This window comes from Streptomyces sp. NPDC002386 (genome assembly GCF_053593175.1).
This window is the reverse complement of record NZ_JBSFBX010000007.1, coordinates 60,322-81,501: the sequence shown is the minus strand read 5'-3', so window position 1 is coordinate 81,501 and position 21,180 is coordinate 60,322. Positions and strand designations below refer to the sequence as shown.

The following is a 21,180-nucleotide window of genomic DNA, read 5'->3' as shown; positions in this document are numbered from 1 at the left end:
CCCGTTCAGAACTGACCAGCACCTGCGGCTGTTCCGAAACGGAACGCCGCGCCCTTTCGTCACCAGGCCGGCCGCAGAGATTCAGCTCGGCGGTGACAGCGGTCTCGGCTGCTGAGCGCCCTGGGACTGGCGCCGTTCGCCCGCCTGTCACCGCCCAGGCGGTGCGAGGGCAGAGGTCAGCCCTGGTCTTCCTCCTGATCGTCCCGCAAGGCGTCGCGCACGGAGCGCCAGGCGCGGATTGCGTTACCGATGTCCATCAACAGCCCTCGAAGTTGGCGAATGAGAACCCGCGCAGCACAAATGGCAGTAGCTACTTCGAATTCCACCGCGAGCCCGCTCATCGGCTGCTCCCCACCTCGGGCACCAGCCTCTCCGTCTCACACCGCGAAGTCTGTACCCCGCTGGGTACATTTCGTGATCACCCTCGGCTTCACCCGCACGATTGGACGGACACGCGGCTGAACTCAACGAGCCGAGCCACTTTGAGGCACCACGTACAACACTTGCCGCCGTGAGGGCGCGGGTCAGCATCAGGGTTGATGCCTTTGCTGATCTTGAAGATCTGCGCCACGGGAACGTGGCTGAGCCGATACACCCAGGCTGCCCGTCGAACGGGCTGGCGTCTGTAGGGTCGAGCCCACTTTTTTCGATCTTGGATGGATCCGCAAGCGTGGCCCGCCCAGAGTGTTCCATGCAGTTCATGCGGGGTGCCCTGCGTGAGCGATGCGTGAGCGGACGGTGTGGCACGACCCATCGGTAGGTGGATCGCCGCTTACGGCGCATGCGCTCTGACCTGGTGGTTCCGGACACCGAAGAACCGTCCGGAACCACCCAGCAAGCTTTGGCCAGGACTTTTAATCCATTGGTTGTGGGTTCGAGTCCCACAGGGCCTACGGATGCGGGGAGGGGAAACCCCTTCTGACCTGCTACGCAGCGCTCGGGTCGGCTTCGGTCGGGTCGGGCGCTGTGGCGTTTTCGGGGTTCTGCGTGAGCGGAAGTTCGGGATGCCCGCCCGTCGGCGCCTGCGCAACAGCTGGTCGGGGATCGGCGTGGCCGCCGACACGCCGGTGACCACCCCGTTCCGTGAGGCTCACTGGATCTACGTACGGTATGAGCGCGAGACGCACACAGCGGTGGCGGCAAGGGGGCGGTCATGGACGCAACTGGGGAAACGCTCGTTGTACTGACTGCACTGCCGCTGGAGTACAAGGCGGTGCGTCGGCTGTTGGAGGGGCTGGAGAGAGTCGATCAAGCAGGAACGGTGTTCGAGCGAGGTCGGCTCCCGGGCACGTCCTGGACGGTGTATCTGGCTGCCACCGGGCCGGGGAATGACTCTGCGGCGGTGATCACCGAGCGGGCCATCAATTTCGTGCGCCCTCAAGCCGTCTTCTTCGTCGGAATCGCGGGATCGCTCAAGTCCGACGTTTCCCCAGGCGACGTGGTGGTTGCCCTTGAGGTGTACGCGTACCACGGGGGCAAGGAGAGTCCGGAAGGGTTCAAGGGGCGCCCGCGCAGCTGGGAAACTTCCCATCCGCTCCAGCAGGTGGCCATGTACGTCCACAGCGTGGATGAATGGCGGGGAGCCCTGTCGGAGGCGGAACGAGCCACGACCAAGGTGCACTTCAAACCCATCGCGGCGGGCGACCTCGTGCTGGACGCTCCGGCCGAGTCGCCGTCCCGAGTCCACTTGGACCGCAACTTCAACGACGCCGTAGCTGTGGAGATGGAAGGTGCTGGTTTCGCCAAGCCGCGACCAAGGCGGGGGTCCCCTTCCTTCTGGTCCGGGGGATCAGTGATTTGGCGAACGGAACCAAGCGGAGCGCCGACGATGCCGGCATGCAGGAAACCGCAGCACAGCACGCGGCTCTCTTCCTGACGGAAGTGATCACCCAGTTCAAACCCGCGAACGCAGCATCCCTGCCGAAGGCGCCTTCTTCCGGACAGCCCACAGACGAGCTGATCTGGCAGCCCCTCGATCAACCGGCCAGCGTGGCTTGGTACAGGGACCTCGTGCCGTCGAGTGGCTACACCAATGGTCCTTCCCTGCTGGAGATCCACTTGGTGCCCATTCCGGTGACAAGCAGGATCACCGCGACGCGCATGCGGGAGCTGGCCGGGAAAATGGTAAACCTGGGCCGTTCGAAGGGGCTGTTTACGAACGCTGAGGAGGTCGACGTCCACAACACCGCTGAGATGACGGTGGTCGCCGTTGCCAATCCTCGGGGGCGCTCGGCTGGACTGGCGATCACTCGATCCGGGCAGAGGAGTGCCTGGGACTCGCTTCCCAAACCAGGCATCACGTACGTACTCGACGAGGACGATGTTCGCGAACGGATCACGACTCTGCTGGAGGTGCTGGAAGCTGTCGCTGGACAGGTCGCTCCGTCGTATGCACCGGCGGCCGGTATCGAAAAGACCATGATGGTCACGGTCGAACGTCTGAGCGAAGTCGATCCCCACCGGTCCAGCGGGATGCGTATGTCGGATAGTCCTGTCCGCGTGCAACCCGAAGAAGCTGTCACTGCGGCGGCGGTTGCCAGCCGTGGCAGCGACCTGGCCGAGGAACTGGCTGCCCGCCTGCTCTACGCCTTCCGTGCTTCGGGCCGCTAGGGTCCTTTGAAAAGGCCCTGGAGCGTGTGCACCGCCAGTCCGGCTGGCGCCAGTCATGCGAAGGCAGCTGTGGGCAGGGGGACTTCTAGATCCTCCAGGTGAGCCACGCACCACGGGGTACCGTCGAGCATGATTGTGGGAGTGCCTTCGTGTCCGGGCTGTGCCGGGGTGAGCCGGACACTCATCCACGTGCTTGGTTCAAGGGCAGGTAGACCGAGGCCCCAAGCCCACTCGACGTCGCGGGGGCGAGTGCCATTAAGGACGAGCACGCCCCGATGCGCGAGCGTCCGCCGTGCCTCCCGCGCTCGCTTAACCCCATCAGCCTGCATGGTGACGGCGGAGAGGTCCGCAGTGGTGATCGGAGTGAGCTGTGCCTGCAGGAACAGCTCCTCGGTCCGAGCCTGCCCTGAAGCCTTGGCGAAGATCGAACTCACCGTGTCAGCAGACAGTCGACGCAGGGCATGCTCGGGCAGGGGAAGGTTGGAGTGGATCCAGTGGATTGCCTCCCGGCCCTGCGCGCTTAGCCCGCGTTTCCCGTCGCGGTTCGAACCCGTATGCATCAGTTCGGCCCTCACCCGCAGCAGGCCGATGCTCCACAGGCCACTGGCGTCATCAGCGCGTACGACCAGGCACAGGCCACCCTGCAGTTCAGGCGGGAAGATCCAGTTACTGCCCCGGGTGAACTTCATGTCGACGTCGTGCCCGGCCACCATGAAGTCCAGGTGCAGTCCGTCAGGGAGGCCCAACTCGCGCTGCATCCGGTGATACACGGCGGTGCCCAAGCCTGTCTTCTCGACCTTGGTGAGCTGGGACCATAGGTAGCGGCCGGTGTGTGCGGGGTCAAGCAGGTGCCGTCCCGCTCCGTCGATCACGGATCCCATGCGGCTGCCATCTGGGTCCAAACGCAGCATCTCGGCGAGGACCTCGGCCAGTTCCGGATCCTGTTCTAGTGACCGGACGCGCTCGTGCCCCTCGAACGACGACACCCCCTCCCCTTGCTCTACCTCCCGCTCGATGGCGGTGGTGTCCGGCAGTGCCTGACGGGAGCTGCGGAGCGTATCTGCTGGGGCAGCCTGGCCGGCGGGATCGGTCCGAGTCGTCGGCCATTCCACGGGACCTGTAGGGGTAGGAGCTGAAAGACCCGTGGGGTCTGTGGAGCCAGTGCCGTGGGCGGTAAGCAGGTTCTCTGCCTCGGCCAGTCGATGTTGTGCTGCGCGAGCGACTTGCTGAGCCTCGTCTCGTTCGGCCTCGGCGGCCGCGAGGCGGGTCCGCAGTCTGGACAGCTCGATTCCGGAGACGGCATAGGAAGGGCCATCAGGGGAAGGAGTCGAGACTCGTCCGGCTGCGGGGCGCCCCAAAGCTCCAAGTACCAACAGCGTGGTAACGAGCGCGCGTGACTTGGCAGATTCTTTCTCAGCCTCGGTAGCGGTTTGGAGCGCGGCAGTGAGCTGGGCCTGAGTATCGATCAACTCGCGCTGAACCCTGACCAGTTCTGCCAGCGAGCCTCCGTCGTCCGGAACCGCTCCGGGCTCCGGCTGATCTGGCTCGGCATCCTCCGACCAAGCCTGATGTAGTAGGGAGATGGCCTGTTCCCTGAGCGTGTTGGCACGCTGGGCGTCGGGGATGCAGACCCTGACGATGGCCTCGATCAGACGCCGTTCGTTCTTCAACCCGACGCCGCTCAGCTTGCGGTAGAGCGTCGATCGGGCGGGCAGTTGACCATCAAACTGGCCGCTGGTCCTGAGTAGTTCGTGGACGTCCTCGACGGATAGCCGAGCTTGCGTGCGTATGTCCAGCAGGAGCAGCACAAGCGCATCTACGGCATCCGAACCTGTCGATGGAGGCACGGTGGGCCGTCCGCTGGCGCGGAATGGGGACATCAGGCTCACAATTCTCTCGGCAAGACGGCTATTTTCTCCGATAGAACTGGGAAAATCTAGCGAGCGAGGGCGCCCTCAGGAAAGCTGATCACCATAGCCTGAACCGAGAGGAATCCGCCCGTGCGCCGTCCCACCCCGCTCCGCCGCTCCCCCGCCCTGGACCTCGTTGCGTTCGTCATGGTGCTCGCAACCGGGGTCACGCTGGTGGCCTTGGGGTTGTCACCGGAGTCCCTCGCTGCCGTGACCATCGCCCTGGCGGGCCTGTACTCGGCTTGGCGCACGGGCCAGCCGCCAGCCGCTCCGCCCACTGAGATGGAGGTGCGGCAGGAGGAGCTCCGATCGCTTGAGAGGGGTGCGGAGCGGCGGGCGTCGCATCTCGGTGGTGAGGTCCCTGCGCGGCAGGACGTCAGGTAGGTGGTTCCGGCGGGCACGAGCCCGCTGCTATGCATGGAGCCACCCATTTCCCCGCCGCTACCGGCCGTTTAACCAGCGCCCCAACGCGCCTGACACCCCATCAGAACCAGCGTCAAATGAGCGTCACGAGCGTCATTTCAGCGTCAAGATATCGCCCGTAACGCCCACACCGCACATAATGCGCACACACAAAACCGCAGGTCAGGAGCCCTTCGCGGCGGGTTCTAGGATCGCTACACACTCGACGTGATGCGTCATCGGGAACAGGTCGAACGCCCGCAGCGTCCGCACCCGGTAGCCCCCGTCGCGGAAGTAGGCCAGGTCGCGGGCCAGGGCGGCCGGGTCGCAGGCCACGTAGGCGATGCGGCGGGCGCCGAGGGAGGTGAGGTGGTCGACGGTCCGGCGGCCGGCGCCGGCGCGGGGCGGGTCGAGGACGATGAGGTCGACCTCGGTGATGCCCGTGCGCGGGAGGACCGACTCGACCTTGCCCTGCTCGACGCGGACCCGGGGGAAGCCCGCCAGGTTGTGCCGCGCGTCCTCCACCGCCCGCTTGCCGGACTCGATGCCGAGGACCGCGCCCTTCTCGCCGAGACGGTCGGCCAGGGCGCCGGCGAACAGGCCGACGCCGCAGTAGAGGTCGAGGGCCATCTCGCCCTTGCGGGGCAGCAGGCCCTGCATGACGGCCTTGACGAGGGTGTCGGCCGCCTTCGGGTGGACCTGCCAGAAGCCGCCGCTGCCGACGCGGTAGGTGTGGTCGTCGGCGCGCTCGCGCACGAACGCGCGGCCGTGGACACGGTGGATGCCGCCGTCCTTCTCGTCCACGCGCATCACGGAGACCGGCCGGTCGAGCTCGACCAGGGGAAGCCGGGCACCGGGACGCGGCTCCAGGATCACCATGCGGTCCTGGGAACCGGTCGCGGCGATCGCCTCGACGGAGGCCATGCCCGCCCAGTCCCGCTCCTCGATGCCGAGCTCGCTGACGCCGGGCGCGGCGATCATGCAGTGGTCGATCGGCTCGACCTCGTGGGAGCGGTGGCGGCGCAGTCCGGCGTTGCCGTCGGCGTCCACCGCGTACTGCACCCGTGTCCGCCACTGCGGCACCTGGCCGGCGGGCAGCTTGTCGCCCTCGGCGGGCATCACCGTGCCGTCCCAGCCGGCCTCCTCCGGGGTGAGGCCCGCGAGCCGCTGGAGCTGCTCGGCGATCACCTCGCCCTTCAGGCGGCGCTGGGCGCCCGGCTTGGCGTGCTGCCAGTCGCAGCCGCCGCAGCGGCCGGGGCCGGCGTAGGGGCAGGGCGCCTCGACGCGGTCCTTGGACGGGTCGAGGATCTCGACGGCGTCCGCGCGCAGGAAGCGGGCGCCCTCCTCGCCCTCGGTCACCCGGGCCACCACCCGCTCGCCCGGCAGCGCGTGCCGGACGAACAGGACCTGGCCCTCGGCGGTACGGGCGATGCAGTGGCCGCCGTGGGCGACGGGGCCGATCTCGACCTCGTACTCCTCCCCCACCAGAGACTTCGTCGGTTCTGTCTGCATGGTGGGGTGACTCCAGATCGGGAAGGGGAAGAGGCCGCGGCCGGTGGGCCTGACAACAGCCCACCAGTCTACGGCCTCTCCCGGACGCCTCGACGCCTCAGTCCTTGGCGGCCGGCTCCTTCGGGCGTTCCACCGCCGGGCCGCGCCGGACCGCGCCGGGCGCGTTCCAGTCCTGGCGCCTGCGGGCCCGCAGCTTGGCCGCCTCGGAGGACGCCAGCTGGTAGGGCACGGAGGTCACCATCACGCCGGGGGTGAAGAGCAGGCGGCCCTTCAGGCGCAGGGCGCTCTGGTTGTGCAGCAGGTGCTCGTACCAGTGGCCGACCACGTACTCGGGGATGATCACGGAGACCGCGTCGCGCGGGGACTCCTTGCGCAGGCCCTTGACGTACTCGATGATCGGCCGCGTGATCTCGCGGTAGGGCGAGTCGAGGACCTTCAGCGGTACGTCGATCCCGCGCCGCTCCCACTCCTCGCGCAGCGCCTTGGTCTCCGCCGGGTCGACGTTGACGGTGAGCGCCTCGAGGGTGTCCGAGCGCATCAGCTTGGCGTAGGCCATGGCGCGCAGGGTCGGGCGGTGGATCTTGGAGATCAGGACGACCGAGTGCACCCGCGAGGGGCGGACGCTGTCGTCGCTCGGGCCCTCGGGGGCGGCGATCTCGTCGGCCACGCGGTCGTAGTGCTTACGGATGGCGGTCATCGTCGCGTAGAAGATGCACATGCCCAGCAGGGCGACCCAGGCGCCGTGCGTGAACTTGGTGACGAGGACGACGACCAGCACCAGGCCGGTGAAGAAGGCGCCGAAGGCGTTGATCGCGCGGGAGCGGATCATGTGGCTGCGGGCCGCCTGGTCCTTCTCGACCGCGAGGTGGCGGTTCCAGTGCCGGACCATGCCGGTCTGGCTGAGCGTGAAGGACACGAACACGCCGACGATGTAGAGCTGGATGAGGCGGGTGGAGTCGGCGCCGTAGATGATCACGAGCAGCGCGGCGGCGCCCGCCAGCAGCACGATGCCGTTGGAGAAGGCGAGGCGGTCGCCGCGGGTGTGCAGCTGGCGCGGCAGGTAGCGGTCCTGGGCGAGGATCGAGCCGAGCAGCGGGAAGCCGTTGTAGGCCGTGTTGGCCGCCAGGAACAGCACCAGGGCGGTGGCGGCCGCCAGCAGGATGAACAGGAAGCTGCCCTTGCCGAACACCGCCTCGGCGACCTGGGAGATCACCGGGTTCTGGACGTAGCCGGAGCCGACCGGGCTGCCGTTGTGGATCAGGTCGGTGGCCGGGTGCTCGGCCATGCGGACGTTCGTCGCCATGGCGAGCGCGATGATGCCGCAGAACATGGTGACGGCCAGCAGGCCCATCATGGCCAGCGTGGTCGCCGCGTTCTTCGACTTGGGCTTGCGGAAGGCCGGGACGCCGTTGGAGATGGCCTCCACGCCCGTCAGGGCGGCACAGCCGGAGGAGAAGGCGCGCAGCAGCAGGAAGACGAGGGCGAAGCCCGCGAGGCCCTGGTGCTCGGCCTTGATGTGGTAGTCGGCGGTCGGCGCGGACATGGTGTCGCCGAGGACCAGGCCCCGGAACGCACCCCACGCGATCATGATGAAGACGCCGCCGACGAACACGTAGGTCGGGATCGCGAAGAGCTTGCCCGACTCCTTCACGCCGCGCAGGTTCATCAGCGTCAGCAGGACGATCACGGCGGTCGCGCAGAACACCTTGTGCTCCACGACGAAGGGGACCGCGGAGCCGAGGTTCTCGATGCCGGAGGCGATGGAGACGGCGACGGTCAGCACGTAGTCGACGAGCAGCGCGCTGGCCACGGTGAGGCCGGCCTTGGGCCCGAGGTTGGTGGTGGCGACCTCGTAGTCGCCGCCGCCGCTCGGGTAGGCGTGCACGTTCTGCCGGTAGGAGGCGACCACGGTGAACATCAGCACGACGACCGCGACGGCGATCCAGGGGCTGAAGTGGTACGCCGACACGCCCGCGATGGACAGGACCAGCAGGACCTCCCCCGGCGCGTAGGCGACGGAGGACAGCGGGTCGGAGGCGAAGACGGGGAGGGCGATGCGCTTCGGCAGGAGCGTTTCGCCCAGCCGGTCACTGCGCAGTGCGCGCCCGATCAGGATCCGTTTGGGCACGTCGGTCAGTTTGGACACGACAGAGGATCGTAGGGCTTCGAACAGGCACCCGCCCACCCGGCATCCCGGTTCTGCCTCCCGAGTGAAATCGTAAGGCCACTGAACTGCGGATTCCGTGGTCCGTGCGCTCCGCGTGCCTAGATGGCAGATCCCGGCCGTCACCGCACCTCGGAGGTCCCATGACCGCGCCCGCAGAGCTGATCGGGGCCACCGTCGCCGTGGTCGGCCTCGGAATCCTGACCCTGTGCAGCGTGCGCAGCATCACGCGCCGCAGGGGCGCCGCCGGAGATCCGCGGCGGTGACCGGCGGCGGTGGTCCCGGAAACCTCCGCACCGGGGGTGCCCACCCCGAACCGCCCGTGTGTAGCTTTGGGCGTCGGTCTGAGACCCTGAGGCTGAGCAGTAACTTTTGGACACCGGAAGGACGGTCGTGCACATCGTCATCATGGGCTGCGGGAGAGTGGGTTCCGCTCTCGCCCAGACCCTGGAGCAAAAGGGGCACACGGTCGCCGTGATCGACCAGGACCCCACCGCCTTCCGCCGGCTGGGCCCGGGCTTCGGCGGCCGCCGTGTGACCGGCGTCGGCTTCGACCAGGACACCCTGCGCGAGGCGGGCATCGAGGAGGCCGGCGCCTTCGCCGCGGTCTCCAGCGGTGACAACTCCAACATCATCTCCGCCCGCGTGGCCCGCGAGATGTTCGGTGTGGAGAACGTGGCGGCCCGCATCTACGACCCCCGCCGGGCCGAGGTCTACCAGCGCCTGGGCATCCCCACCGTGGCCACGGTCCGCTGGACCGCCGACCAGATGCTGCGCCGGCTGCTGCCCTCGGGCGCCGAGCCGCTGTGGCGCGACCCCACCGGCGGCGTCCAGCTCGCCGAGGTGCACGCCTCCGCGAAGTGGGTCGGCCACAAGATCAGCACGATGCAGGAGGAGACGGGCGTCCGGGTGGCGTTCCTGACGCGCCTGGGCGAGGCGATCGTGCCCACGTCGCAGACGGTGCTGCAGGAGGGCGACCTGGTGCACGTGATGATGCGGACGGACGACGTCGAGAAGGTCGAGGCGGCGTTCGCCGGGGGCCCGGAAGAGGAGAGCGGTCACTGATGAGGGTCGCCATTGCCGGAGCCGGCGCCGTGGGCCGCTCGATCGCGGGCGAACTGCTCGAGAACGGCCACGAGGTCCTGCTCATCGACAAGGCCCCGACCGCCATCTCGGTGGAACGGGTGCCCCAGGCGGAGTGGCTGCTGGCCGACGCCTGTGAGATCACCTCCCTGGACGAGGCGGCGCTGCAGCGCTGCAACGTGGTGATCGCCGCGACCGGTGACGACAAGGTCAACCTGGTCGTCTCGCTGCTCGCCAAGACGGAGTACGGCGTTCCGCGCGTCGTCGCCCGGGTGAACAACCCGAAGAACGAGTGGCTGTTCAACGAGGCCTGGGGCGTGGACGTGGCCGTCTCCACCCCGCGCCTGATGTCCGCCCTGGTCGAGGAGGCGGTGAGCGTCGGCGACCTGGTCCGGCTGCTCCGCTTCAGCCACGGCGACGCCAACCTGGTGGAGCTGACCCTGCCCGAGGAGTCGGCCCTGGCCGGCACCCAGGTCGGCGACGTGGAGTGGCCGCAGGACACCTCCCTGGTCACGATCATCCGCGGCACCCGGGTGCTGACGCCGTCCCGGGAGGACTCCCTGGAGCCGGGCGACGAGCTCCTCTTCGTGGCCGCGCAGGCCCGCGAGGAGCAGCTCGAGGAACTGCTGTCGGTCCGCCGCGAGGACTGACGCCCGGAAGACAGAAGGAAGGGCGCCCTCGGCATCGAGGGCGCCCTTCCTCTTCGTACGAAGGCCGTACGGCGGCTCGTCAGGCCTCGCGGCGGTGCCGTCCGCCGGCGGGCTCGCCGTTCTCGGCGGCCAGGGCGGCCAGGCGCTCCTTCTCCGCCTTCTCCGCCTGCTCCTGCGCCTCCATCTCCGCGAACACGTCGATCGGCGCGGGCGCCTTCGCCAGGAAGACCCAGGTCAGGTAGACCGCCAGCAGGAACGGCGGGATCTTCAGGGCGACCAGTACCCAGCCGAGCTGGGCGGTGTCGGCCCACCAGTACAGCGGGAAGAGGATCGCGCACTTGGCGAGCAGGATCAGGCCCCAGGCCCAACTGGCCTTGGCATAGGCCTTCTTGCGGCCGGGGTTGCGGGTCCGCCAGGAGAGGTTCTCCTTGAAGACCGGGCCGAGGATGAGGCCGATCAGCGGGACACCGGCGAGCGTCGTGATGATGTAGGCCAGCGCCAGGCCCAGCGTGTAGAGCATGCCGGGGAGGTAGAAGTCCTTGGCGTTGCCCGTGAACATCGCGAAGACCACGCCGAACGCCACGCCGAAGACGCCGCTGAAGGCGTGCTTGACGGTGTCCTTGCGGGCGAGCCGGACCACGACCAGCACCAGGGACAGGGCCAGGGCGGCGATCGCCGAGAAGTGCAGGTTCTTGTTGATCGTGAAGATCGCGACGAAGAGGAGACCGGGCAGCACCGTCTCGACCATGCCGCGGACACCGCCGAACGCCTCGAACAGGGCGGCCTCGGTGACCGCGCGTGCGTCGTCCGGCGGGGTCTGATCGGTGTCTTGGGTCGGCTTGTCGAGGGACGTCACCGGCTACTCCCGTCCAAGGGGTCGCAGTTCGTACTTCGGATTGAACAGCACCCGGCGGCCCCGGCTCATCGAGATCCGGCCCGATGCGATCAGCTTGCGTCCGGGTTCTATCCCCACGATGGAGCGCCTGCCGAGCCACACCACGTCCAGGGCCGCGGAGCCGTCGAACAGCTCGGCCTCCAGGGCCGGGACTCCCGCGCGTGGCCGCAGGGTGACCGTGCGCAAGGTACCAGTTACGGTGACGATCTGCCGGTCGCGGCAGTCACCGATCCGGGTGCATCCCGTCGTCTCGGCATCCTCCCGCAGCTCCTCCGACTCCAGGTCCTCCTGGGAGGTCGAGAGCCGGTCGAGCATGCGCCGGAACCGGCCGGCCGGCTTCTGGGAACGAGGAACAGCACTCATACAGGAAGCGTACCGGGGTGCGCCGACACCGCCGTAGCCCAGCTCACTTCTCGCATCGGTATCCCGTTCCGGACCCCCGGCCGGTCACTTCTCGAACCGGTATCCCATCCCGGGCTCCGTGATGCCGCATTCCCCGGGGGCCGACCCCCGGACCCCCGGCCGGTCACTTCTCGAACCGGTATCCCATCCCGGGCTCCGTGATGAAGTGCTCCGGGTGCGACGGGTCCGTCTCCAGTTTGCGCCGGAGCTGCGCCATGTACACCCGGAGGTAGTTGGACTCGGTGCCGTACGACGGTCCCCAGACCTCCTGCAGCAGTTGCTTCTGACTGACCAGGCGGCCGGTGTTGCGGACCAGGACCTCCAGCAGGTGCCACTCGGTCGGGGTGAGACGGACGTCCCTGCCCGAACGGTTGACCTTCTTCGCGGTCAGGTCGACGGTGAAGCCCGCGGTCTCCACGGTCGTCACGTCGTCCTCGCCGGGTCCGACCGGCTCGGCCCGGCGCACCGCGGCGCGCAGCCGGGCCAGCAGTTCGTCCATGCCGAAGGGCTTGGTGACGTAGTCGTCGGCGCCCGCGTCCAGCGCCTGGACCTTCTCGTCGGAGGAGTGGCGGGCGGAGAGCACCAGGATCGGCACCCGGGTCCAGCCGCGCAGCCCGCGGATCACCTCGACGCCGTCCATGTCGGGCAGGCCCAGGTCCAGCACGACCACGTCGGGGTGGCGGGAGGCGGCGAGCTCCAGGGCGGTCCTGCCGTCGTGGGCCGCGTCGACCTCGTACTGGCGTGCCTTGAGGTTGATCACGAGGGCGCGCACGATCTGCGGCTCGTCGTCGACCACGAGCACCCGGGTCGTCATAGGGCCTGCCTTTCGGGTTCTGCGGTGTCCTCCAGGGGGCGGAGGGGTCCGCGGGCCGCGCGGAGGCTCAGCACCATCGTGAGCCCGCCGCCCGGGGTGTCCTCGGCGTTCAGGGTGCCACCCATCGCCTCGGCGAAGCCCCGGGCGACGGCGAGTCCGAGGCCGACCCCGGCACCGCGCGGGGCGTCCCCGTACCGCTGGAAGGGCTCGAATATGCGGTCCTTCGCGTCGTCCGGCACGCCGGGCCCGCGGTCCACGACCCGCACCTCGACCCGGTCCGCGATGGCGCTGGCGGACACCAGGACGTGCCGGCCGGGGGGACTGTACTTGACGGCGTTCTCGACCAGGTTGGCCACCGAGCGCTCCAGCAGTCCGGGGTCGACGGCGACCATGGGCAGGGTCTCGGGGACGTCCAGTTCCACGCTGTCCTCGGGCACGCCGCCCAGCGCCATCGGGACCACCTCGTCCACGTCGATCTCGCGGATCAGCGGGGCCACGGTGCCGGTCTGCAGCCGGGACATGTCCAGCAGGTTGCCCACGAGGTGGTCGAGCCGGTCGGCGCCCTCCTCGATGCCCTGGAGCAGTTCGGCCCGGTCCTCCTCGGACCAGTCGACGTCCTCGGAGCGCAGGGAGGAGACCGCGGCCTTGATCCCGGCCAGCGGGGTGCGCAGGTCGTGGCTGACGGCGGCGAGCAGGGCGGTGCGGATGCGGTTGCCCTCGGCGAGCGCCCGGGCCCGGTCGGCCTCCTCCTGGAGCCGGCTGCGGTCCAGTACGACGGCGGCCTGCGCGGCGAAGGCGGCGAGCACCCGGCGGTCCTCGGCGGGCAGCACCCGTCCGGTGAGCGCGAGGGCCATGTGGTCGCCGACCGGCATGTCGACGTCGGCGTCCTCGGGCCGCTCCGGTCGCGGGCCGGGGCCGACGCGGCCCGCACAGGTCCACGGTTCCACGTCGCCGGCCCGTTCCAGCAGGGCCGCGGACTCCATGGCGAAGGTCTCCCGGACCCGTTCGAGCAGTTCCTCCAGGCCGGTCTCGCCGCGCAGCACGTTGCCCGCGAGGAAGGAGAGGATCTCGGACTCGGCGCGCAGCCGGGCGGCCTGGTGGGTGCGCCGGGCGGCGAGGTCGACCACGGAGGCGACCGACATGCCGACACCGAAGAAGATCGCGATGGCGACGATGTTCTTGGGGTCGGCGATGGTCAGCCGGTGCAGGGGCGGGGTGTAGAAGTAGTTCAGCAGCAGGGAGCCGAGGGCGGCCGAGGCGAGGGCGGGCAGCAGGCCGCCGAGCAGGGCCGCGGCGACCGTGACGGCCAGGAACAGCAGCATGTCGTTGGCGAGGCCGAGGTCGACGGTGTTCAGCAGCACCGCGAGGACGACGGGGCCGCCCAGGCCCACCAGCCAGCCCCAGACGATCCGGGCCCGGCCGAGCCGGGCGCCCCGGGCGACGGGCAGTCCGCGGCCCTTGGCGACCTCCTCGTGGGTGACGATGTGCACGTCGAGGTCGGGGCCCGACTCGCGGGCGACGGTGGCGCCGACGCCGGGCCCGAAGACGTACTGCCAGGCCTTGCGGCGCGAGGAGCCGAGCACGATCTGGGTGGCGTTGACACCGCGCGCGAAGTCCAGCAGGGCGGCGGGTATGTCGTCGCCGACGACGTGGTGGAAGGTGCCGCCGAGATCCTCCACCAGGGTGCGCTGGACGGCCAGTTCCTTCGGGGAGGCCGCGGTCAGGCCGTCGCTGCGCGCTATGTAGACGGCCATCACCTCGCCGCCGGCGCCCTTCTCGGCGAGCCGTGCCGCCCGCCGGATGAGGGTGCGTCCCTCGGGTCCGCCGGTCAGCCCGACCACGATGCGCTCGCGGGAACCCCAGATCCGGGAGACCCGGTGCTCGCTGCGGTACTCGTTCAGGTGCTCGTCGACCCGGTCGGCCACCCACAGCAGGGCCAGCTCGCGCAGCGCGGTCAGGTTGCCGGGCCGGAAGTAGTTGGACAGGGCCGCGTCGACCTTGTCCGGCTGGTAGATGTTGCCGTGCGCCATACGGCGGCGCAGGGCCTGCGGGGACATGTCGACCAGCTCGATCTGGTCGGCCCGGCGCACGATCTCGTCCGGGACGGTCTCGCGCTGCCGCACCCCCGTGATCGACTCGACGACGTCGCCGAGGGACTCCAGGTGCTGGATGTTGACGGTCGTGACGACGTCGATGCCGGCGGCGAGCAGTTCCTCGACGTCCTGCCAGCGCTTGGCGTTGCGGGAGCCGGGGACGTTGGTGTGGGCGAGCTCGTCCACGAGGGCGACGGCCGGTGCGCGGCGCAGCACCGCGTCGACGTCCATCTCCTCGAAGGTGGTGCCCCGGTGCTCCAGCCGAGTGCGCGGCACCTGTTCCAGGCCGTGCAGCATCACCTCGGTGCGCGGCCGGCCGTGGTGCTCGACGAACCCCACCACGCAGTCGGTGCCCCGCTCGATGCGGCGGTGCGCCTCGGACAGCATGGCGTAGGTCTTGCCCACGCCCGGTGCCGCGCCGAGGTGGATCCGAAGCTTGCCGCGTGCCATGGCCCCATTGTCTTCCGCCGACTACCGCCTACGCAGCGTCGACCCTACGTCCCGCGACGCGGACAAACCGGGCAAGGTGCCGGTCAAGGGGGGTCTTTGACGCAACCCTGACGGCCCGGCACGGGCGGCTCAGTGCTCGATGATCTCCCCGTCGCGCAGTTCGAGCACCCGGTCGGCGAGGTCCAGCAGGTTCGCGTCGTGCGTGGCGACCAGGGCGGTGGCCTTCCCCCAGTGCCCCATCGGGCCTGGGAGGTGCCCCCAGCCGCGGACGACGGCCCGCAGCAGCTCCATGACGGCGTGGCCGGTCTCGGCGTCGAGCTGGCCGGTCGGCTCGTCGGCGATCAGCAGGGCGGGGCGGTTGGCGAGGGCCCGGGCGATGGCCACCCGCTGCTGCTGGCCGCCGGACAGTTCGCCGGGCCGCTGGGCCGCGTGGTCGGCGAGCCCGACGAGGGAGAGCAGCAGCTCGACGCGCTCCTCGCGCTCGCGCGGCTCGGCGCGGCGCAGCCGCAGCGGCACGCCGACGTTCTCGGCGGCGGTCAGGATCGGGATGAGGCCGAAGGACTGGAAGACGAAGCCGATCCGGTCCCGGCGCAGCTCCAGCAGCCCGCTCTCGCCGAGCCCGGCCAGGTCCTGCCCGTCGACCTCGACCCGGCCCCGGTCGGGGCTGTCGAGTCCGCCGACGATGTTCAGCAGGGTGGTCTTCCCGGAGCCCGAGCGCCCCTTGAGGGCGACGAGTTCGCCGCGCGGGATCTCCAGGGAGACCCCGCGCAGGGCGTGCACGGCGGCGGCCCCCCGCCCGTAGGACCTGTGCACGTCCTCGACGCGCACCATGGTCTCGGTGATCACCCGGTTCATGCGGCCTCCCCGTCGCTCCCCCGTGCCCACGCGGGCCGGGCGCCAGTATCACCGCGGGGCGCCCGGCCGTTCAACGGTTTCAGTTCGGGTTGTCGCCGTGGGTGAGGGTCTCCCAGGCGACGAAGAGGTTGTCGGTGCCGGCCGGACGGTTGGCCAGGGTCAGGCTCTGGGTGTTGGTCATGGCGACGCCGCGCCGGTTGTGCAGGGCGTTGTAGCCGACCTCCGTGACGGGACCGAGGCCGAGCTTCAGAGAGCCGCCGCACAGCCAGTCGGGGACGGCCGCGCCGAGCTGGTACCTGGACTGGAAGCCGAGCGCCTGGCGCAGCCGCTCGCCGACGTCGGTGCCGTAGAGGTCCTGCCCCTGGATCCGGCTGGTCTCGGCGATGTGCGAGATCGCGGAGATGCCGTACCCGGTGTGGGTGAGGTCGCGGCAGGTCTCCTGGGTGAGCCCGGTGACGAAGGTGGACTGGCCCTGCCAGTAGGAGACGATCTTGTCGCGGGTGTTCAGGTTCTGGCCGGGCACGGTCTTCGGCAGGTCGCCGTCGGAGGCGAGGTAGACGTAGGCGGCCGCGCGGGTGCGGAACCTGGCCATCGCGGTGTCGTACGACGCCTTGTCCTCCAGGAAGACGGAGATGCCGACGGCTGCCTCCGTCATCGACAGCTCCCAGTTGCCGTTGGAGTTGGAGCCTTTGATCACCACCGGCAGGTACACGTCGCGGAGCATGGTGGAGAAGCGGCTCTGGTTGGCCCAGCCGCCGGTGTAGGTGTACTTGATGATCTCGGCCGCCTTGGGCCAGGAGGACCCCGCCCAGCCGGTCTGCAGGGGCGCGTTGCTGTTGGTGTGGCCGGTGATGGTGCCCGACCAGGCGTCCATGATCTGGATGGCCTTCCGGGCGTAGCGCGCGTCCCCGGTCATGTACCAGGCGAGGGCGTCGGTGTACGCGGCGATCGCGTCCTCGCGTTCGTCGGTGCAGCCGTGGTTCGGGTTGGAGTAGGAGCCGCACTCGACGGTGGCGCGCGGCTTGGGCGTGCGGTTCAGGTCGGCGTACTTGCTCGCCTTCATCTGGTCGAAGGCGCTCTTCCAGGGCTGGGCACCGGCCTGCACCTCGGCGCGGGCGAAGTCCAGCTGGCTCCGGGAGACGGTGACTCCGGGGTGGGCGAAGGCGGCGGGGGCGGAGTGCGCTGTGGGTGCCGCGAGGGCACCGGCCAGCAGGGAGGCCACGACGGCGAGCAGTGGGGTACGACGCACGGTGACTCCGTTCTTGTATGTGAACGCAGGGCGCCTTTATGAACAGACGTTGGCTCGGAGACCGTAGGTACAGACCATTGGCCCGTCAAGGGGGCACGCATGCGAAAGGGCCGCACCCCGGGGGGGGTACGGCCCTCTTTCGTCCCGTTGTTACCGGACCTCGGTGATCTCGGGTCCGCGCTGGAGCTGGCCCATGCCGCCGGAGAAGCGCGAGCCCTCCTCCTGCTGAACGCCCTCGGGAACCATCTGGGCGTCGTTCGGCAGCTTCAGGACGATCGGGTCGCGGGGCGCCATCGGGCCCTCGCCGCGGACCACGACCGTGTCCCGGAAGATCTGCTCCAGCAGACCGGCCGCCTGCGGCTGCACCGCGCCCTGGCCGGAGATCACACCGCGCAGGAACCAGCGCGGGCCGTCCACGCCGATGAACCGGACGACCTGGAAGCCGCCGGTGCCGTCCGGCAGCTGGACCGGCACCTGGGCGCGCAGCTCCCAGCCCAGCGGACCCTCGACCTCGTCGACGATGCCGCCCTGCTGGGTGATGCCGCCCGCGATCTCCTCGCGGACCTCGCCCCAGATGCCCTCGCGCTTGGGCGCGGCGAAGGCCTGGAGCTGGACGGCGCTGTCACGCAGCACCACGGTCGCCGCGACGATCGCGTCACCCGCGACCTCCACCCGCAGCTCCATGCCGTCGACGCCCGGCACGAAGAGACCGCCGAGGTCGACACGGCCCTCGGCCGGGTCGCGCACCTCGGTACTGTCCCACGGGCCGTCGGGCCGGGGCTCGGGCTCGAGCCGGACGCGCTCGCGCTCGGCCTCTTCCTCGTCCGCCTCGGTGTCGACGCTGTCGACGACCTGCTCGGCCTCGCCGGCCGCGTCCTCGGCGGCACCCTTCTTCTTGCGACGTCCGAACACGTCACTGTCCTTCCCGGTCGGATACGACCGAAGCGTATCGATTCCCACCCGCCAGGCCACGCACGGCGGCCTGACCGCTTGTGCCGCTCTCGTCGCCCACCGCGGCATGGCCACCGGTGGACCCGAAGCCCCCTTCGGCCCGCGCCGAGCCGGGAAGTTCCGCCACCTCCTGGAAGCGGACCCTCTCGACCTGCTGGACGACCAGTTGGGCAATCCGGTCGAAGCGCTCGAACCGCACCGTCTCGTGCGGGTCGAGATTCACCACGATCACCTTGATCTCCCCACGGTACCCGGCATCAACCGTCCCCGGGGCATTCACGAGGGCGACACCGCAGCGGGCGGCGAGGCCGGAACGCGGGTGCACGAAGGCCGCGTACCCCTCGGGGAGGGCGATCGACACACCCGTGGGCAGCACGGCCCGCTCACCGGGCGCCAGCTCGCGGGCCTCGGTGGTGCGCAGATCGGCCCCGGCGTCGCCCGGGTGCTCGTACGCGGGCAGCGGCACCTCGGGGTCGACGCGGCGCAGCCGCACGTCCAGCGGGGGGCGGCTCACGGGTTCACCTCGAAGGCGCGGGCCCGCCGGACCTGGTCCGGGTCGTCCATGGCGGCCCGGATCTCCTCCGTGCGGCCGTGGTCGATGAAGTGGTCCACCTTGACCTCGATGAACAGGGCGTCGGCGCGGACCGCGACCGGTCCGTCGGGGCCGCCGATGCGGCCGGTGGCGGTGGAGTAGATCTTCCGCCCGGCGACGGCCGTGACCTCGGCCTGGAGATGCAGCGTGGTGCCCACCGGAACCGGCCGCGCGAAGTCGGTCTCCAGCCGGCCGGTGACCGCGATGGTCCGCAGCAGCCAGTTCAGCGAGCCCAGCGTCTCGTCGAGGGCGGTGGCCAGCACGCCGCCGTGCGCGAGGCCCGGGGCACCCTGGTGGGCGGGCTGCACGGTGAACTCGGCGGTCAGCGAGACACCCTCACCGGCGCGCGCCTCCAGGTGCAGCCCGTGCTGTTGCCCACCGCCACATCCGAAACACTGTTCGTAGTGGGCGCCGAGAAGCTCGCCGGGCGCGGGCGCGTCGGGGTGCCGTACCGGTTTCACCGCGTCGGCTGGGGGCTGAAGAGCTGCGGAACTACCACTCACAGGCGCAGACCTTACCCGCGCGTCGGCGTTGTTCCGACACCGTGCCAAGCTTGGCTCATGCAGCTCTCCGCCACCCCCTACGAAGAACGCCTCACCACCCCTCGTTCGTGGTGGCTGATCAGCTTCCTCGTGGGCGTCTCGTTCGCCCTGATCCTGCTGCCGTTCGGGACCCTGCCGCTGCTCGGCGGCCTGGTCGGCGGTACGGCCGCCGCGGCCGTGGTGGCCAGTGCCTACGGCGCCCCGCGGATCCGGGTCGTGGGCGGCTCGCTGATCGCGGGCGAGGCCAGTGTCCCGGTGTCGGCGCTCGGCGACTCGGAGGTCCTCGGCCCCGAGGAGGCCCGCGCCTGGCGCACGTACAAGGCCGACACCCGCGCCTTCCTGCTGCTGCGCTCCTACATCCCCACCGCGCTGCGCGTGGAGGTCACGGACCCGCAGGACCCGACGCCGTACCTGTACCTGTCGACGCGGGAGCCGGAACGCCTGGCGGCCGCGATCGAGGCGGCCCGGCGGACGGCGGCGTAGCGTCCTCAGTCCTCGGGATTCCCGGGCAGCTCACCGAGTCTGATCGGGTGCTCGGGTTCGTCCAGCGGCGGCAGTTCGGGCAGCTCGTCCCACGGCACCTGGACCTTCCGCAGGTCGGCGCGGATCCGGGCGGCGAGTCTTCTGGTGTCCCGGCGGTTCATGACCGCGCCCACCGCCGCGCCCACCATGAACGGCATGAGGTTCGGCAGGTCCCGGACCATCCGCTTCATGATCTGCTGGCGCAGTTCGCGCTTCATCCGGCCGCCCAGGGCCGCGTCGACGGTGGCCGGTTCGGTCACCTTGATGCCGCGCTCCCCCGTCCACGAGGACAGGTACGCGCTGCTGCGGGCCCGGAGGTTTCCCGGCGGCCGTACGCCGTAGACCTCGTGCAGTTCGGCGATGAGCTTCAGCTCGATCGCGGCGACCCCGGTGATCTCGGTCGCCAGTTCGGTCGGCATGGCCGGCGGCACCGGCAGCATCGCCGCCGCCCCGATACCGGCTCCGACCGTCGAGGTGCCGGCCGCCGCGCCCGCCACCAGCTTGTCGGCGAGCTCCTCGGGCCCGAGGCCGGGGAACTGGCGGCGCAGGGCCGCGAGGTCGCGTACGGGCACACGCGGGGCGATGTCGAGGATGCGGTCCGCGATGTACGCCAGGCCCGCGCGGGCTCGGCTGCCGCCCCTGCGGGCGCCTTCCCGGGCCAGCTGCCGGGTCTTGTCACGGACCACCGCGGCCCGTCGCCTGGCGAGGGGCTGCGGCTCCGGCGCCGTCGGGTGGTCGGCCCGGCCGGACGCCGGTTCGAGCGAGGCCCCCGTCGAGGGTGAGCCCCGCTCGTCGTCACGCGCACCGTGCGGGCCGCCGTGCGGCCCCTTGTCCGCTCCCCGCAGGGAGAAGCGGCGCTTCCGCGGAGGGGTCGAGCCAGTCACGGCCGACCCGTCCTCAGTCGCAGTCGCGGCAGATCGGCTGGCCGTTCTTCTCGCGGGCCAGCTGGCTGCGGTGGTGCACCAGGAAGCAGCTCATGCAGGTGAACTCGTCCTGCTGCTTGGGCAGCACCCGGACGGCCAGCTCCTCGTTCGAGAGGTCGGCACCGGGCAGCTCGAGGCCCTCAGCGGCCTCGAACTCGTCGACGTCCACCGCGGAGGTGGACTTGTCGTTCCGGCGGGCCTTCAGTTCTTCAAGGCTGTCCGAGTCGACGTCGTCGTCGGTCTTTCGTGGAGTGTCGTAATCGGTTGCCATGTCGCTCTCCCCCTCTGGGTGTCTGCGGTGTCTTCAGCGCACGTAACGCGTGAGAGGCCGGACTTGTGCCCGACCTGAGGCGGAGATTTTGCCTCACATCAAGGTCTGTTACTCAATCGACACCCAAGCCGGCCGCTCGCGAGCGATCGGCTTGGATGGCGGTGAGGACCGTACACGGTTCGAATGTCGCACCTCAAAGGCGCCTCACCGTGTACTTCCCGTGATCTAGAGCCCTGAAAACTGGGATTTTCCGGGCTTTACGCACCGTGTCATGATCACGCGGAGTACAT

21 protein-coding genes are annotated in these 21,180 nt (G+C 69.9%); 6 read left to right on the top strand and 15 right to left on the bottom strand.

Annotated elements, in window-relative coordinates; translation table 11 throughout:
• Positions 1–176: 176 nt before the first annotated feature.
• A complete protein-coding gene (locus tag ACWCPN_RS16190) occupies positions 177–341 on the bottom strand; it encodes a hypothetical protein (RefSeq protein ID WP_167444140.1) in 165 nt (54 codons plus the stop codon).
• A gap of 812 nt (positions 342–1,153) precedes the next feature.
• On the opposite strand from ACWCPN_RS16190, the gene ACWCPN_RS16185 reads away from it, so the two are divergent.
• Both ACWCPN_RS16185 and ACWCPN_RS16180 read left to right on the top strand, forming a co-directional pair.
• Positions 1,154–1,876, top strand: coding sequence for a 5'-methylthioadenosine/S-adenosylhomocysteine nucleosidase family protein (locus ACWCPN_RS16185; RefSeq protein ID WP_451206234.1), 723 nt, complete (start codon positions 1,154–1,156; stop codon positions 1,874–1,876).
• Positions 1,837–2,610 (top strand): hypothetical protein, encoded by a 774-nt coding sequence (locus ACWCPN_RS16180; protein WP_451206232.1) that lies wholly within the window; start codon positions 1,837–1,839, stop codon positions 2,608–2,610. The genes ACWCPN_RS16185 and ACWCPN_RS16180 overlap by 40 nt, the downstream gene beginning before the upstream one ends.
• Positions 2,611–2,663: 53 nt before the next feature.
• Here ACWCPN_RS16180 and ACWCPN_RS16175 read toward each other — a convergent pair whose 3' ends face one another.
• The 3 genes from ACWCPN_RS16175 to ACWCPN_RS16165 all read right to left on the bottom strand — a co-directional run bounded on the left by ACWCPN_RS16175 (position 2,664) and on the right by ACWCPN_RS16165 (position 8,580).
• Positions 2,664–4,418 carry a NaeI family type II restriction endonuclease gene (locus ACWCPN_RS16175; protein WP_451206229.1) on the bottom strand — a complete coding sequence of 585 codons (1,755 nt, stop codon included), beginning with the start codon at positions 4,416–4,418 and terminating at the stop codon, positions 2,664–2,666.
• A 687-nt stretch (positions 4,419–5,105) separates the two neighbouring features.
• On the bottom strand, positions 5,106–6,434 hold the full coding sequence (locus ACWCPN_RS16170; RefSeq protein WP_451206227.1) for a class I SAM-dependent RNA methyltransferase: 1,329 nt from the start codon (positions 6,432–6,434) through the stop codon (positions 5,106–5,108).
• Positions 6,435–6,531: 97 nt separating this feature from the next.
• Positions 6,532–8,580: an APC family permease gene (locus ACWCPN_RS16165; protein WP_451206225.1), complete on the bottom strand. Its 2,049-nt coding sequence runs from the start codon at positions 8,578–8,580 to the stop codon at positions 6,532–6,534.
• A 161-nt stretch (positions 8,581–8,741) separates the two neighbouring features.
• On the opposite strand from ACWCPN_RS16165, the gene ACWCPN_RS16160 reads away from it, so the two are divergent.
• The 3 genes from ACWCPN_RS16160 (at position 8,742) to ACWCPN_RS16150 (ending at position 10,331) form a co-directional block, all read left to right on the top strand.
• Entirely contained in the window at positions 8,742–8,864 is a 123-nt protein-coding gene (locus ACWCPN_RS16160; protein WP_451206222.1) for a hypothetical protein, read from the top strand.
• 127 nt (positions 8,865–8,991) lie between these two features.
• Positions 8,992–9,663, top strand: coding sequence for a potassium channel family protein (locus ACWCPN_RS16155; RefSeq protein ID WP_199212331.1), 672 nt, complete (start codon positions 8,992–8,994; stop codon positions 9,661–9,663).
• Positions 9,663–10,331, top strand: coding sequence for a potassium channel family protein (locus tag ACWCPN_RS16150; RefSeq protein WP_199212330.1), 669 nt, complete (start codon positions 9,663–9,665; stop codon positions 10,329–10,331). The genes ACWCPN_RS16155 and ACWCPN_RS16150 overlap by 1 nt, the downstream gene beginning before the upstream one ends.
• Positions 10,332–10,410: 79 nt before the next feature.
• Here ACWCPN_RS16150 and ACWCPN_RS16145 read toward each other — a convergent pair whose 3' ends face one another.
• The 9 genes from ACWCPN_RS16145 to ACWCPN_RS16105 all read right to left on the bottom strand — a co-directional run bounded on the left by ACWCPN_RS16145 (position 10,411) and on the right by ACWCPN_RS16105 (position 19,135).
• Positions 10,411–11,187 carry a DUF3159 domain-containing protein gene (locus ACWCPN_RS16145; RefSeq protein ID WP_451206218.1) on the bottom strand — a complete coding sequence of 259 codons (777 nt, stop codon included), beginning with the start codon at positions 11,185–11,187 and terminating at the stop codon, positions 10,411–10,413.
• Positions 11,188–11,190: 3 nt separating this feature from the next.
• The gene (locus ACWCPN_RS16140) at positions 11,191–11,589 is read right to left on the bottom strand and encodes an OB-fold nucleic acid binding domain-containing protein (protein ID WP_451206215.1); all 399 of its coding nucleotides are present in this window, start codon (positions 11,587–11,589) and stop codon (positions 11,191–11,193) included.
• Positions 11,590–11,752: 163 nt separating this feature from the next.
• Positions 11,753–12,442 carry a response regulator gene (locus ACWCPN_RS16135; protein WP_451206212.1) on the bottom strand — a complete coding sequence of 230 codons (690 nt, stop codon included), beginning with the start codon at positions 12,440–12,442 and terminating at the stop codon, positions 11,753–11,755.
• Positions 12,439–14,985 carry an ATP-binding protein gene (locus ACWCPN_RS16130; RefSeq protein ID WP_451206209.1) on the bottom strand — a complete coding sequence of 849 codons (2,547 nt, stop codon included), beginning with the start codon at positions 14,983–14,985 and terminating at the stop codon, positions 12,439–12,441. The genes ACWCPN_RS16135 and ACWCPN_RS16130 overlap by 4 nt, the downstream gene beginning before the upstream one ends.
• Before the next feature lie 129 nt (positions 14,986–15,114).
• Positions 15,115–15,840: an ABC transporter ATP-binding protein gene (locus ACWCPN_RS16125; RefSeq protein WP_451206206.1), complete on the bottom strand. Its 726-nt coding sequence runs from the start codon at positions 15,838–15,840 to the stop codon at positions 15,115–15,117.
• Between the two features lie 79 nt (positions 15,841–15,919).
• On the bottom strand, positions 15,920–17,089 hold the full coding sequence (locus ACWCPN_RS16120; RefSeq protein ID WP_451206204.1) for an alginate lyase family protein: 1,170 nt from the start codon (positions 17,087–17,089) through the stop codon (positions 15,920–15,922).
• A 150-nt stretch (positions 17,090–17,239) separates the two neighbouring features.
• On the bottom strand, positions 17,240–18,001 hold the full coding sequence (locus ACWCPN_RS16115) for a DUF3710 domain-containing protein (RefSeq protein ID WP_451206201.1): 762 nt from the start codon (positions 17,999–18,001) through the stop codon (positions 17,240–17,242).
• Between the two features lies 1 nt (position 18,002).
• Positions 18,003–18,554, bottom strand: coding sequence for a dUTP diphosphatase (dut, locus tag ACWCPN_RS16110; protein WP_392293267.1), 552 nt, complete (start codon positions 18,552–18,554; stop codon positions 18,003–18,005).
• Positions 18,551–19,135 (bottom strand): PaaI family thioesterase, encoded by a 585-nt coding sequence (locus ACWCPN_RS16105; protein WP_199212323.1) that lies wholly within the window; start codon positions 19,133–19,135, stop codon positions 18,551–18,553. Before ACWCPN_RS16105 ends, dut begins: the two co-directional genes overlap by 4 nt.
• Positions 19,136–19,192: 57 nt before the next feature.
• Here ACWCPN_RS16105 and ACWCPN_RS16100 point away from each other — a divergent pair, with 57 nt between their 5' ends.
• Complete coding sequence (locus ACWCPN_RS16100) at positions 19,193–19,657, top strand: DUF3093 domain-containing protein (protein ID WP_392293266.1); 465 nt, start codon at positions 19,193–19,195, stop codon at positions 19,655–19,657.
• Between the two features lie 5 nt (positions 19,658–19,662).
• On the opposite strand, the gene ACWCPN_RS16095 is transcribed toward ACWCPN_RS16100, so the two are convergent.
• Together ACWCPN_RS16095 and ACWCPN_RS16090 are read right to left on the bottom strand one after the other, a co-directional pair.
• Complete coding sequence (locus ACWCPN_RS16095; RefSeq protein ID WP_451206196.1) at positions 19,663–20,580, bottom strand: hypothetical protein; 918 nt, start codon at positions 20,578–20,580, stop codon at positions 19,663–19,665.
• A gap of 13 nt (positions 20,581–20,593) precedes the next feature.
• Positions 20,594–20,890 carry a DUF4193 domain-containing protein gene (locus ACWCPN_RS16090; RefSeq protein WP_005481602.1) on the bottom strand — a complete coding sequence of 99 codons (297 nt, stop codon included), beginning with the start codon at positions 20,888–20,890 and terminating at the stop codon, positions 20,594–20,596.
• Positions 20,891–21,180 lie beyond the last annotated feature (290 nt).